At 39.1% G+C, this 13,930-nt stretch carries 13 protein-coding genes; 7 read left to right on the top strand and 6 right to left on the bottom strand.

The annotated features are described in order from the left end of the window. Positions 1-426 precede the first annotated feature (426 nt). From ACFSKL_RS06775 to ACFSKL_RS06755, 5 genes are all read left to right on the top strand, one after another. The gene (locus ACFSKL_RS06775; protein ID WP_376884663.1) at positions 427-1,446 is read left to right on the top strand and encodes a UDP-glucose--hexose-1-phosphate uridylyltransferase; all 1,020 of its coding nucleotides are present in this window, start codon (positions 427-429) and stop codon (positions 1,444-1,446) included. 541 nt (positions 1,447-1,987) lie between these two features. Next, positions 1,988-2,692: a 2'-5' RNA ligase family protein gene (locus ACFSKL_RS06770; RefSeq protein ID WP_376884661.1), complete on the top strand. Its 705-nt coding sequence runs from the start codon at positions 1,988-1,990 to the stop codon at positions 2,690-2,692. 50 nt (positions 2,693-2,742) lie between these two features. Continuing rightward, on the top strand, positions 2,743-3,180 hold the full coding sequence (locus ACFSKL_RS06765; protein ID WP_376884659.1) for an SRPBCC family protein: 438 nt from the start codon (positions 2,743-2,745) through the stop codon (positions 3,178-3,180). Between the two features lie 268 nt (positions 3,181-3,448). Further along, a complete protein-coding gene (locus ACFSKL_RS06760; protein WP_376884657.1) occupies positions 3,449-3,817 on the top strand; it encodes a DUF1304 domain-containing protein in 369 nt (122 codons plus the stop codon). 5 nt (positions 3,818-3,822) lie between these two features. Beyond that, positions 3,823-4,455, top strand: a complete 633-nt coding sequence (locus tag ACFSKL_RS06755) for an NAD(P)H-dependent oxidoreductase (protein ID WP_376884655.1) — start codon at positions 3,823-3,825, stop codon at positions 4,453-4,455. A 176-nt stretch (positions 4,456-4,631) separates the two neighbouring features. Here the strand turns inward: ACFSKL_RS06755 and ACFSKL_RS06750 are convergent, their stop codons facing one another. Together ACFSKL_RS06750 and ACFSKL_RS06745 are read right to left on the bottom strand one after the other, a co-directional pair. Next, the gene (locus ACFSKL_RS06750) at positions 4,632-5,420 is read right to left on the bottom strand and encodes a gluconate 5-dehydrogenase (protein ID WP_376884654.1); all 789 of its coding nucleotides are present in this window, start codon (positions 5,418-5,420) and stop codon (positions 4,632-4,634) included. Between the two features lie 229 nt (positions 5,421-5,649). Beyond that, positions 5,650-6,231: a 2'-5' RNA ligase family protein gene (locus tag ACFSKL_RS06745; protein WP_376884652.1), complete on the bottom strand. Its 582-nt coding sequence runs from the start codon at positions 6,229-6,231 to the stop codon at positions 5,650-5,652. Positions 6,232-6,358: 127 nt separating this feature from the next. Here ACFSKL_RS06745 and ACFSKL_RS06740 point away from each other — a divergent pair, with 127 nt between their 5' ends. Further along, entirely contained in the window at positions 6,359-7,273 is a 915-nt protein-coding gene (locus ACFSKL_RS06740) for a universal stress protein (RefSeq protein ID WP_376884650.1), read from the top strand. Between the two features lie 47 nt (positions 7,274-7,320). Here ACFSKL_RS06740 and ACFSKL_RS06735 read toward each other — a convergent pair whose 3' ends face one another. Further along, the gene (locus ACFSKL_RS06735; RefSeq protein WP_376884648.1) at positions 7,321-8,694 is read right to left on the bottom strand and encodes an exopolysaccharide biosynthesis polyprenyl glycosylphosphotransferase; all 1,374 of its coding nucleotides are present in this window, start codon (positions 8,692-8,694) and stop codon (positions 7,321-7,323) included. Positions 8,695-8,928: 234 nt separating this feature from the next. Continuing rightward, complete coding sequence (locus tag ACFSKL_RS06730) at positions 8,929-10,098, bottom strand: hypothetical protein (RefSeq protein WP_376884645.1); 1,170 nt, start codon at positions 10,096-10,098, stop codon at positions 8,929-8,931. Positions 10,099-10,626: 528 nt separating this feature from the next. On the opposite strand from ACFSKL_RS06730, the gene ACFSKL_RS06725 reads away from it, so the two are divergent. Further along, positions 10,627-11,088 carry a GlcG/HbpS family heme-binding protein gene (locus ACFSKL_RS06725; protein WP_376884643.1) on the top strand — a complete coding sequence of 154 codons (462 nt, stop codon included), beginning with the start codon at positions 10,627-10,629 and terminating at the stop codon, positions 11,086-11,088. Positions 11,089-11,377: 289 nt separating this feature from the next. On the opposite strand, the gene wecB is transcribed toward ACFSKL_RS06725, so the two are convergent. Both wecB and ACFSKL_RS06715 read right to left on the bottom strand, forming a co-directional pair. After that, positions 11,378-12,472 (bottom strand): non-hydrolyzing UDP-N-acetylglucosamine 2-epimerase, encoded by a 1,095-nt coding sequence (gene wecB / locus ACFSKL_RS06720; RefSeq protein ID WP_376884641.1) that lies wholly within the window; start codon positions 12,470-12,472, stop codon positions 11,378-11,380. A gap of 282 nt (positions 12,473-12,754) precedes the next feature. Further along, positions 12,755-13,894: a BamA/TamA family outer membrane protein gene (locus ACFSKL_RS06715; RefSeq protein ID WP_376884639.1), complete on the bottom strand. Its 1,140-nt coding sequence runs from the start codon at positions 13,892-13,894 to the stop codon at positions 12,755-12,757. Between the last annotated feature and the right edge of the window lie 36 nt (positions 13,895-13,930).

Genomic DNA, 13,930 nt, shown 5'->3' with positions numbered 1-13,930 from the left:
CTATCAAAACTGAGAATGCATTTAAGAGAAAAAAGAAACAGAGTGGAATAGTTATGTGAAATTTTAGCCCTTTTGCTTGTTTTTCAACATAGGAGGACACAAAGTGGAAATATAGAAGAAGGAATCCTTTGTGTACGTTGTGCCTACTTTGTGTTCGTTGCGGTTAAATCGGCTTCGTTAAGAAAAAAATATGTTTTGCACTCCAAGTCCTATTTATTGACGGATTTGGAGTGCTTTATCATTTTAAATATTTGGATATTGCAGACTGAAAACCATTAATTCGAATCCTAACTTTCAACTTTACATTGTCAACCTTCAAGCCAAAATTAAGATAATGATAGAATCTCCATATTCAATATAAAGCAATCAAATAGCCCAAACATTATAACCTTTTAACATTAAAACTTTAAAACCTCAACCTAAACCATGAAATTTTCCTTTGAAGAACACAGCCACAGAAGATTCAACCCATTCACAGGCTCCTATGTGCAAGTATCTCCCCATCGATCCAAGAGACCTTGGCAAGGACAACAGGAAAAAATCGTCAAATCGGAGCCTGTAACCTATGATCCTGAGTGTTTCCTCTGTCCCGGTAACACAAGGGTTGGTGGTGAAGTCAATCCTGATTATACATCCACTTTTGTTTTTACCAATGATTTTGGGGCATTGACACAGGATATCCCAAGTGGAAGCTATGAGGAAGGTGATTTTTTTAAGGCTAAAAGCGAGCGGGGAGTGTGCAAAGTGATTTGCTTTTCTCCTGACCATTCCAAGACCATTCCCCAATTGAACCAAGAGGAGGTTTTCGATGTGGTGAAAACATGGAAAAAAGAATATTTGGAACTTTCGGAGCTGGAATTTATCAATTATGTGCAGATATTCGAAAACAAAGGTGAAGTCATGGGCTGTTCCAATCCCCATCCCCATGGACAGATCTGGGCACAGGAAAGCATACCAGACGAGCCACTCAAAAAGCAGCAGAAATTTCTTGAATACTATCAGGGCAAAGGCAAAAACATGGTCACAGAATATGTTCAGGCAGAGCTTGTGAAAAAGGAGCGGATCATTTACGAAAATGACAGCTTTGTCGTTTTGGTTCCTTTTTGGGCTGTATGGCCATTTGAGGCCATGATTGCACCGAAGTCCCATATTGAGAGTTTGGCGAAAATGTCAGAAAGCCAAATGGCTGACTTGGCAGATGCATACAGGACTTTGACGATCAAATATGATAGGCTTTTTGATGTATCATTTCCCTATTCTGCAGGAATCCACCAAGCGCCTACCGATGGCAGGGAGCATCCTGAGTGGGATTTGCACATGGTATTCTATCCACCGCTTTTGAGATCTGCTACTGTGAAGAAGTTTATGGTAGGCTACGAAATGCTCGCCAATCCCCAAAGAGACCTGACAGCCGAGAAGGCAGCAGGGATTTTAAGGGATTTGTAATCTCAATATTTTCCAAAGCACTTGTCTCTATTGATCGTGACAGGTGTTTTGGTGAATTGAAGGAGAGAAGCGAGAGACAACTTTAATAGAATAAAAATATCAAAGCGTAGAATCAAACTACATTTTCCTGGCATAATAAAAGCAGTGCAAATCCGCTAAATCAGCGTCATCTATGTGTAATAGAATGCGGATGACAAGGATTGTACGGGTGAACACAGATTGGGAAAATTGTTTGTAGGCTCATTGTAAACACTAAGTTTTCGATACGTGTAATTTCAAAATTGATTTGAACTCAAATCATAAAATGACAGTAATTGATTTGTAATCAAATCAATTATATGTTGTTTTGATCTATAATAAAATCAATCTGTAAAGAAGAATTGTTGCAGGATTTGGGGAAGTTCAAGATGGGAAAAGCCTGCATTTACGTTAAAAAGCTATCAGACATCAATCAAGAAACACTAAAAAAATTGATGAAATCAACCATTGAATACCTTCAATCAAAACACGGTTAACCTAACAAATAAACACGATTAAATAAATGGATCTGAAAGAGCATTATGATAAACTATACCAAGATTCTGTATGCAAAATACATTCGGATGCTTATCAGATTGATGAGTTGATTGGTTCTGTTGATGACAACAGGTATGGGATAACCCTTTTATTGCGACCGGATAAAATGGTTCTTGAAAATATTCATAAGCTGCTTTCAAGACTGAAATTGATAGAGCCAAACCAATATTACTACCGAGATTCGGACATTCATGTGACAGTAATGTCGATAATTTCATGTTACAGTGGATTTCAACTTTCTAATATTCAGGCAGAAGACTACGTAAGAACCATTGAGAAAAGCAAAAATGACCTTAGCCCTTTTGAAATTGAGTTTAGGGGACTCACCATGTCACCATCTTGTCTGATGGTACAGGGGTTTTTGGAAGATACTACCCTTGATCAGCTCCGCAATAAATTGAGAATTGACTTCAAAGATTCGGGGCTTGAACAGTCAATTGACAAACGCTATGCAATCCAGACAGCACATTCGACAATATTTCGATTAAAGGAAAAATTCAAGGATAAGAATGCATTTTTAAAGATATTGGAGGAGTATAGGGACTTTTATTTTGGCAAATTTACGGTAGAAGCAATGGAACTGGTGTATAATGATTGGTACCAGAGGAAGGAATTTGTAAAGATATTGCACAAATTTGAGTTGAAAGAAAGAACCTATATTGGATATTAAAGAATTTGGATTGAGCCATACACTTTTAAATCTTGTGGAGGATATTACAAATGAAAAAATCAGAACAAGCAATTGTCGTCGAGCAAGTTTTTGATGTTTCCGTATTGGAGCTTTGGAAAGCGATTACGGAACTGGATCAGATGAAAAAGTGGTTCTTTGGGAATATCGAAGCCTTTGAGGCAGAGTTGGGTTTTGAGACAAGGTTCGTCGTAGAAAATGAAGGCAGGATATTTCCACACTTATGGAAAATCACCGAAGTGGATCCATTTAGAAAAATAACATATAATTGGAGGTATGAAGGATACGAAGGTGATTCTGATGTGACTTTTGAATTGTTTGGGTCAGGAGAGCAATCAAAATTGACATTAATCCATAGAGTTTTAGAGGACTTTTCCACGGGTATACCCGAATTTTCCCGTGAAAGCTGCGAATCGGGATGGGCTTATTTTATCAAGCAAAGCTTAAAAGAATATTTACAGTCGAAGTAGAAGACACTCACCTTCTTCGGTATTGAAGCATTTTATTTGTTTTTTTTCTCAAAGAAGTGGTGTTAAAAAATTATTTGAAAATAGATTGTATACAATTTAATTTTACACTACCTTTGTATTGCTGTTAAGGTTGTCTTTTAGCAGATGGGTTGCTTTTACTAAGCTGGTAATTGATCTCTAAAAGCTAAACCCAAATTTTGATCTTCATGTCAATAGTGGGTATATTGATGGGGTTTCAATAATTTAAACAACATTTAAATATATCACCATGAACATCATAGCTATTATTCTGACTGTATTTGTAGCCATCGAACATCTTTACATACTTTGGATGGAGATGTTTGCCTGGGAAACAGCCGGGAAAAAAACCTTCGGGGCTTCCATGCCCCATGATTTATTCAAACCCACCAAGTCAATGGCTGCAAACCAAGGTTTGTACAATGGTTTTTTGGTTGCGGGATTGGTTTGGTCATTCTTGATCAGTGATCCCGAATGGGCTGTGAATGTGCGCTTATTCTTCTTGGGCTGTGTAGCGGTTGCAGGAATATTTGGGGCTTTGACAGCAAGCAAAAAAATATTCATTATACAGGCAGTTCCGGCTTTGTTGGCCATGCTGTTTGTGATCATTTCAAAATAAACAAAATGTCACTCATTGAAGATTTGAATTGGAGACACGCTGTGAAAGCGTATGACCCTACCAAAAAAGTAAGTAAAGAAAATATTGATAAAATTGTAGAGGCTGCCCGTCTGGCCCCAACCTCCTCTGGATTGCAGCCATTCAGGTTGATCGTGGTTGGAGATCAGGAAACCAAAGAAAAACTTGTCAAAGGTGCTTTGAATCCAGATTGTATGAGGGACTGTTCGCATGTCATTGTGTTTGCAGCTTGGGATAGGTATACTGCTGAGAGGATTGACAAAGTATATGATTTTACCACTGACGAGAGAGGACTGCCTCGGGGAAGGTTCAGTTCTTACACAGATATGTTGAAATCCATCTATCTCAAAGAGTCTTCTGAAGAAAACTTTGCCCATATTTCCCGACAGGCATATATTGGTTTAGGTTTGGCTTTGGCACAAGCAGCCGAGTTGAGGATAGATTCCACTCCTGCCGAGGGATTTGATACGCAAGTTGTAGACGAAGTCTTGGGACTGGACAAGCATGGCTTGAAAAGTGTGTCCTTGATGTATGTTGGCTATTCCAATCCTGATGGAGACTGGATTGCCCCAATGAAAAAAGTCCGAATTCCAACAGAAGAGTTTGTGATCGAAAAATAAAATCAACTAGGGGTAGATTCAATCTACCCCTAATTTTTTGACTTCTAAATTTGATTGAATCAACCATGGGTTAACACAGAAGAACACAGATTTTTCTTTTTTTCCTTTGCCCCTTAGCGCCCATTGCGAGAGCCAAAAAGCTGGCAAGTCTCCACTCATGTTCCTCAAATCAATAATTAAGACTCGTTTGCAGGCTTTCCTATGGTAGCCAAGATGCCGCCATCCACATAGATCACCTGTCCATTGACAAAGTCGCTGGCCTTGCTTGCCAGGAACACCGTAGTGCCTTGGAGATCTTCTGGGTCGCCCCATCTTCCCGCTGGAGTCCTGTTGATGATAAATTCATTGAACGGATGTCCACCAACACGGATTGGAGCTGTCTGGGAAGTCGCAAAATAACCCGGGCCGATGCCGTTGACGTTGATGTTGTACTTTGCCCATTCGGTGGCAAGGTTTCTGGTAAGCATTTTCAGGCCACCTTTAGCAGCTGCATAGGCCGACACAGAGTCACGGCCCAATTCACTCATCATAGAGCAGATATTGATGATTTTTCCTCCTCCGATTTCTTTCATGGTTCTGGCCACACGTTGTGACATGATGAATGGGGATACCAAGTCAATGTCTATCACTTTTCTGAAATCCTGAGGATCCATTTCCAAAGCTGGTACACGCATGATGATGCCTGCATTGTTGACAAGGATATGGATAGGACCAAACTTGTTTTCAATTGCCGTGATGTTTTCATCTACCGCTTTTTGGTCTGTTACATCAAAAAGATATCCATGTGCAGTGATTCCATTGGCAGCATAATCCTTGACCGCCTGATCGATTTTTTGCTGGTCGATATCGTTGAAGATTAGATTGGCACCACTTTTTGCTAAAGAAGTGGCCATGGCCATTCCCAGTCCGTGTGTTGCTCCTGTTACAAGGGCATTTTTGCCACTCAAGTCAAATAATTCCTTCATATATTTTTGGTTTAGAGGTTTGATTAAGGAAATGCTAATTTAGCATAAGTATACGAACAACCCATCCTGAATTGTCCTGTAATTCCTTTTTCTTGTTTATCGCTTCTATTGACCTCCATACCTCTGCAACTATATGGCCTTTGGGAGAGCCAGTCTTTTTTTGATTCTCCAATCTTTATCGCAGCAGCCTCTCTGTCTGATGCAAGCCACGTCCTGATTTGTTTCTGTCCTATATTAAATCTGCTCCATCATCCTTCGGTTTATCCCCCAATGCCAATTCGCTCAGTGGATACCACCGGCCCTCTTTTCTTTTAAGCAAAACCAGTTTCTCGAACTTGACTTTTTGATCAAAATGTAGCTTGTTGACATATTCCCAGTATTCATCAAAATGCTTTGCTTTGATGTCCTTGAATGCGACAGTCATGTGGGGATGGTAATTCGAATCACTCAACTCTTTGACCAATTTCAATTCCCTTTTGCAAAATTCAGCCAATGATGATTGCAAAAATATAAGCTTGGGATTGGGTCGTACTTTGATGAAGATCACCCGGTTTCCAAATTTCCCAAACCCTTTGAGATGTAGGTTGAAGCTCTCATTGTTGCTTGAAAAATCACGAATTCTATCGATCAGATCTTTCTCCTTGGCTTCGTTCCAGCTAAACGGCATTTTCAAGGTGACATGTGCTGGGGATTTGAGGGCATATTTGAGTCCAAATTTGTCCATGAGGTCTTCCTTTACCTTCGTTGCCTCTTTCAGCACTTCTCCTTCCGGCACCAGGGCGATGAAATATTTTCCTATGATTTTTGCCATTTGACACAAATATATTTGAATTCATATGCTTTCCCATTTATTTCATTCATGCAATATTATTCTGGAGAGTATTTATAATATCTCATGGCAAACCATTAAATTGAAACATCATTCAGAAAACAGGAATATGAAGAATTTTGAAAAGGCAATGATTGGGCTCGATCTCACCGAAATGGATGAGATTCTCCTTCGGAAGGTAGCTTTCATCAGCAAGGCGCTTGGGTTCAAAAAGCTCTACATGGTACACGTAGCCAAGGATTTGGCACTGCCAGAGGATATCAGGAAAGCTTATCCAGACCTCCTTGCACCGATGGACGAAACGATCACTGCGGAAATAAAATCATTGATCAAAGCTGAAAAAAATCTGGACAGTTCGTTAGACACCGAAATCATCGTGTTGGAAGGAAGTCCCATGGAGACCTTTTTGCGCTCTGCAAAAATCAAGGACGTGGATCTTATTATCATGGGTAGAAAAGATGATCTTCCCGGAAGTGGATCACTCTCAAAATCTTTGGCGCAGAAAGCTCCCTGCTCCGTGCTCTTCTTAACAGAAAAGGGACCGGTAGCCGTACCTAAGAAGGTAATGGTGCCGATGGATTTTTCGGAACACTCCCATATTTCTTTTGAATTTGCGGAAAAACTCAACATTGATCTCAATGCTGAAATTGTGGGCATGCATCTCTATGAAGTACCCACTGGTTATTACAAAACCGGTAAATCTTATGATGAGTTTGCAAAAATAATGGAGGAAAACGCCAAAAGAGATTATGAAAAATTCCTGAAAAACAACGGCCACAAAGCTTTTGAATGCTTGTTTCTATTGAAAGAAAACGGAAATGACGGTAGGCATATCCTAAAGTTGGCCAAAGAAAACAATATTGATCTGATCTTAATGGGAAGCAGGGGGAGGAGTAATTCTGCTGCCGTACTTCTCGGAAGTACAGCGGAGAAGATCGTTCAGTTAAACAATGAAATCCCAATGTTGATTTTTAAGAAAAAAGGAGAAACAATGACCTTTTTACAGGCTTTGATGAAAATATAATCACTTTATAAATGCCTATTAAAAAAGCTTCCATTTTGGAAGCTTTTTTAATAGGCATTTTCCCTGTTATAGACCAGTTCTATCACAGTCTTGATACAAATGTTCAAATCCATCCAGATTGACCAGTTTTGGATATAAAATGAATCTAACCTAACCCTCGATTTAATCTGGATTAGGTTTTCTATTTCACCTCTATACCCTTTCACTTGTGCCAGGCCTGTAATTCCAGGTTTGATTTTATGTCTTGAATTATATTTTTCAACTTGGCTTTGGAAAGTCTTATTCATGGGGATGGTATGAGGTCTGGGTCCCACAATCGACATGTTTCCAATAAACACATTCAAAAACTGTGGCATTTCGTCCAAGGAAGAAGTTCTTAAAAAAGCACCGATTTTAGTTACCCGAGGGTCGTTTTTCTTTGCCTGATGCGTATCAGCGTAATCATTCGGTGTCATAGACCTGAATTTTAGGCATCTGAATACCTGGTTGTTTACCCCATTTCTTTCCTGAATAAAAAATATTGGTCCCTTGGATTCCAGTTTGATCAGGAAGCCAACCAAGGGGATCATCCAACTCAATATAAATACAATCACAAACAATGAGAAAACGATGTCAAAGGCTCTTTTCAAGACCCTATTCATAAAGTTGTCCAATGGGATATCATTGACATTGATGACAAAAAATTCACCATACTTCGAGAAGGAAAGGTTTTTTTCCAATTGGAGACTGCCATTTGGAATGACTTTCACTTTGATATATTTGTCATCTGCATAATCCATCACCTTTTTGATGATGCTTGTCTCCAGATTTTCGCTGACGTAAATCAAATCAAGATCGAGACCGTTTGCATCTTCAAAAAACTTATCTACAGCTCCTCTGGTGCTGATGTTGTTGGCATCCAGATCATCATAGAAACCAATGAAGTTGATCCCGAAATCCCTTCTTTGGTTGAAAATTTGAGCCAATTTATTACTGGTTCCACTTTTGCCAAGTATGACGGCATTCCTATAGTTTTTTCCCTGGATCCTATATTGTTTTAGCAAGAGGTGGACCCCTACTCTATAGGACCCCAAAAACAGCACCAAATTGATGGCAACACCAACCAAGAAAAATATTCCGAGGGGATGTTCTTGTGTAGGTACCCAGAAGATGGACATCAAGCCCAAAAGCCAGATCAGGGATTCGGGCAATTGTTTTAGAGTATAGCCAACTTCGGCAGTCCTACCTATCTTGAAATCTCTTCTTCCAACAGAAATCAGAAGCCAAAAAAGGAGAAAGTATCCATACAATGCAGGGTTGATATTAGGATACCCAATGAAATATACGAAAAGGACTGCCGTAAAGGTAAGCCCTATCGATAGAACTAAAAGATCCCCAATAACAAAAAGCCAAGGGAAGTATTTGTGAAAACGTCTTTTCATAAAAATTTTTAATCCAACAACTCCATTTACGCAAATCGTTATTGGATAGATTATTATTCTTTACTGCTTATTCCAGACCAAACTCGAAATAATTGAATTTGCCCGTAAAATTAAAAAAGATTTACAAAGCAACGTTATAATTTAGACAATTAATTTACAATTAGGTTACTACATGTATGCTTGCTGAAAATATCTGACGATAAATTGCTAAGAGTAGTGATGAAAACTGAAATTTCATGACTCTTTCTCCCTCAATTCATAGATGTAATAGCACTGATAATCTTTCTCATAATCGTGGATTTCAGCTTGGTCAGCAAACTGCAGGTATCTTTTTGGACCGACGTTGAGCAATAGCTGGCCGGGTTGTGTCCAATGGATTGGTTTGCCAATTCTTTTTCCATCTTTGATATAATAAAAATAGCGCTTTCTTGATTTTCTTTCTGCTATATGCTGCGCTTCATCTTCACCTTCGTACACGAGAGATGGGTCAGTACCAGTTTGATATCCCACCAATACTTCATCTCCGTATCCCACAATTTCATCAAACAAACCAGCTAATTTATAATTGCTGGTTCTATGTTCTCTAACTGTGGTATAAGATGCTTGGTTCATCGGTAAGTCGATCATTTTATCATGACCTGAGCGTTCCAGTTTGATTCGATTGACCACTTTGAAGTCTTCATTGGGATCTAGTTGATATAGTACCGAATCTCCATAGGCTATCATAGAGATATATGTCGAATTGGGATCAGAGAAATAGACAGGTTTGTCCATGAATGGAAAAAATTTGCCTGACCTGAACATGCTATTTTCATCATAAGAACCGCCTTTTGTGATTGCCCCAGTTTTGATGTCCATGAGGTGGGCCAACTTTAAGGTATCGTAATAGTCCTCTGGATATGGCTGGAGATAGCCGTCATTGAGGTTGACCAATGCTTGTATAGAACCATCTGTTGACTTAAAAGTACTGAGATTGTCTCTATTGAAGTGCACCAATCTAAATCTCACTCCTTGCTTGAAGGGGTATTTTCTCTGTTGCTTCAAATTCAAATCGAAAACAAAAGCATTTCCTTCTGACACAAATAGTATTTCATCACCAACAAAGCCTCCCCGGAGCAATACCAAACCAAAAGAGTCAGGACCTTCGGAAAGTTGGTTTTCAGCCAAAATATTCCCTGATTTATCCAGTATGAAATAATGACCTTCAAAACTTGGGAATTTGACAGCCAGATAAATCTCTTTTTCATGGTGATAATCTAAGATTTTGACTGGATCGAGAATGTCGATGACCAAAGAGTCTACCTTCACAAATTCAAATTCCCTTTCCAAATCAGAAAGTCCATGTTTGGAATCACAGGATAGAATTATCAGGCTTATGGACAAGAAATAAAATAGATGTTTCATGGATAATTTTTTTTCAATATAATTGTTTATTTAGTTGAAAAAAAGTTTCCTTCGGTTAATCCAAATAAATCACGCTTTATATTAAATGTTCTGGTGTCTTATCTGCCTTTGACCTTATACAGAACCCTTGGAATGTATTGCACGGGCTTATTTCCCCCAAATCAATCAAAAAAAGTCCATTCATTCCGAAATTGTTAAATACAATCCCCCGCTCCCAGACCATTTTCAATCAAGACTTCTTGATCACCATCCTATAGCCAATTCCACGTATATTTTGGATTTCAACCATTGGGTCAACTTTCAAATATTTTAAAGAAAGACATAAAGGAAGTCCAAATGATTAGGATAACTGAGTTGGAATAAGCCCAATGTGATTATCAGTCGGTCCATTGCAGTGAATCAAATGAAATTGAAAAGAAAGCGAGTATCCTTGATAAAAGAAAAGCAAAAAGCTCGGGGCTTCCGTGTGAAATTCAGATATTAGTATATTATTCACTAAACTGCTTAGAAAATCTAAACCCATCTATTATGAAGAATTTCGTTGCTACATTTTTGTTGTGTTTTACAATATGCACTTTGGCCTATGCCCAAACCCAGCCTTACCTCAACCTGGAAACTGCCACAAAAATTGCAGATGCAGCACAGGAGAAAGCTATTTCAGAGAATTGGAATGTGGTCATTTCGATTCTTGACCAAGGAGGAAATCTGATATTGTTAAGAAGAATGGATGGTACCCAAATCGGAAGTATAGAAATCGCCCAATTAAAAGCCAAAACAGCCTTTGAATTCAAACGTTCGACAAAAATCTTCGAAGATATGATCAAAGAAGGGTCAGTTCACTTGATTACCATGCCTATCACGGCCGTAGAAGGAGGACTTCCAATCTTCAAAGATGATGTCATCATTGGATCCATCGGCATATCTGGAGTGACCTCTGCACAAGATGGTATTATCGCTGAAACAGCATTGAGGGTTGCTGGATTTATGTAAGTATATTTTTGGTGATTTTTTACAATGGAATTAATATTAACACAGATTAGTTTTCATATAACTCAACTTTTTGCATTTTGGGATAAAACCGAGAAGTGTGAAACGCTCGTATTATCAACACATGGAATTGTCAAAAAGGTAAGTAAAGTACCTAAAGTTGATATTGAAAAAGCATTGAAAATCAGAGCCGAATATTTTAACAGATAAAATTATGGAAACTAAAAGTACAAAAATGAAAATGGATGAGTCTGAATTAAATTTAGCATAATCGATTCATCACTGAAAGAACTCATCTGTATATCTCAATAATTTTATCCACTATTCTCCCAGCTGTCTTTCCATCCCAAAGTGGGATTCCTTTGTAGGATTTCCATTCGCCACGCATCAACTTTTCAAGATATGGCGCTAGATTTTGGGGATTTGTTCCTACCAATTCATTGGTTCCCAAATGAATGGTCTCAGCACGCTCTGTATTGTCTCTCAAAGTCATGCATGGTACGTTCATCACGCTAGCCTCCTCGGTGATTCCCCCTGAGTCTGTGATCACGGCAAAGGCATTTGCTACCAGATAATTGAATTCCAAATAACCCAAAGGATCCACCATGTGTAAATTTGAATCGGAAATCCCAAGGTTTTCCAAACTTTTGGCAGTCCTGGGGTGCACAGGAAAAATGATTGGAAATCCTTTTGTGCCATCGATAATGGCATCAATCATAGCTTTCAATTGCCCTTCCTGATCCACATTGGCAGGCCGGTGCATGGTAAGTACAAAGTATTTCTTAGCTTCCAAAGCATCGAAAACCTCACCTTCTGGTTTTTGGAATTTTGACCGATTAGCCATCAATGTATCGATCATCGTATTGCCGACATAATGGATCTTTTCTTTTGCAAAGCCAGCTTTGAGAAGATTTTCATTGGCTATCTCCGAAGTGGTGAAGAAATGATCCGAAATACTATCTGTCACCATTCTATTGATTTCCTCTGGCATGGTCAAATCCCCGGACCGAATCCCTCCTTCTACATGGGCAACATCGATGCAAAGCTTCTTGGCAGTAATCGAACAAGCCAAGGTAGAAGTCACATCCCCCACGACTATTACCAAATCTGGCTTATTTGCCAACAATTCTTTTTCAAAAGCAATCATTACAGCGGCAGTTTGCTCCGCCTGAGTACCTCCACCGGCAGCGAGGTTCGCGTCTGGTTCAGGTATATTCAATTGATCAAAAAAGTCTCCCGACATCTTTTTGTCATAATGCTGCCCAGTATGGACGAGCCTAAATGAAAGTTGGATGCCTTTCTTTATTTCGGCTTGAATGGCATGGATGATTGGGGCGATTTTCATGAAATTAGGCCTTGCACCTGCCACTAAAGTAATCTTGATCATAAGGGGTAGATAATTTTGATTGGCTAATTTAACCAATTTGATGGGAAGGGAAATCTATTGTGATAAAGAAATATGATTATCCGCAATGGCACCAGTAGGTGGATTTCCCAATAAAATCATATGGATAATCGTTATCGGTTATTAGTCGATTAGTTATCAGTGCATCAATTGACTTAGAATATATCAATTTGTTTGGCTACTGGTAAGAAAGCGGATATACATAAAGAATAATAAAAGCTTTTCCAAAGTTAGAAACTTTGGAAAAGCTTTTGACTTCCCAGTTTACAAAACTTCATTCAAGCCAAAGTAAAAAGCCCGCTGATCCCCAAAGGCCACATCGATCCTGACATTCAGGCCTTCTGGGTTTAGCTTGTAGCGGAAGCCAAATCCAGCTCCATATTTCATCCTACCCAACCCAAACTGTCTAGGTGTATTTGCAACTTGTCCAGCACTGCCAAAAAAGACCATACCAAAATTTCTATATATCGGCAATCTGTATTCAGCCTGATGCACTACTGCATGTCTATCCCTATACCTGCCTTCAAAATAACCCCGCATCAAATCACTCCCCCCAATCAAGGAAACATGCTGGAAAGGTGGATTTCCTGTTGTGAAACTCCAATAACTCTGCAGCGCCAAAACCTGGTTTTTGAATGGATTCAGATATTTTCTCAGGTCTAGGGAGTATTGGTTGAAAGTGAAATTACTTCCCAAAAAATCATGAAATCCCATCCAGGAAAGGCGGTTGTACCAACCTGAGCTAGGTTGAAAGATATTCTCTCTGGTATCATAGTTCATGACCATGCCCAAGCCTGATAATCTTTGTCCATTTGAACCTGCGACTTGGTCTGTGTCAAGGATACCACCTGGCTCTTTTTTGTAGATATCGTCTATCCTAAACTCATACCTTGGTCCCAAATAAATCCCTTTTGCTATTTTTCTTTCATAGTTCAAATGAAAATAGGCATATCGGGTAGAATAGAACTCCTCATTGGAGGCATCCAGCTCGTTTCCTATCCCATAAAACTTGAATGGATAATTGGTAAGCTCTATCCTTGCATTCAGGTATTCCCTGTTTTCATTCATCCACAGATCCAGCTCCGTAGTGACGATGGTCTGGTTGTTCAGGGTATACAAAAATGTAATTGGCAGACTAGAAGGTCTCAGCAGATCATCAGGAGCATCTTTATGCCTAAAAATCCGGATAGCCCTCACTCCCAAGCCAAGGCTGGTCTCAGGGGAGTAAACCACCGCCGGGATAAAAGACCATTTTTCACCTGAAATCAAATCAACAGTATTGTCGGCAAAATCAAACAATTTTTCGATCAAACCTGATTTTTCGACACTATCAGCTTTTGATATATCTTGTGGATAACCCTTCAAGGAAAAAAATAAAAGCAATACCACCCATGATTTTTTCATCGGTTGCAAATTTACGCTTTCATACCGACTTCACAA

Origin of the sequence: Belliella marina (genome assembly GCF_042682445.1) — a bacterium.
GTDB classification, from domain to species: domain Bacteria; phylum Bacteroidota; class Bacteroidia; order Cytophagales; family Cyclobacteriaceae; genus Belliella; species Belliella marina.
The sequence above is the reverse complement of the archived record's forward strand: the minus strand, read 5'-3'. Positions and strand labels throughout refer to the sequence as shown.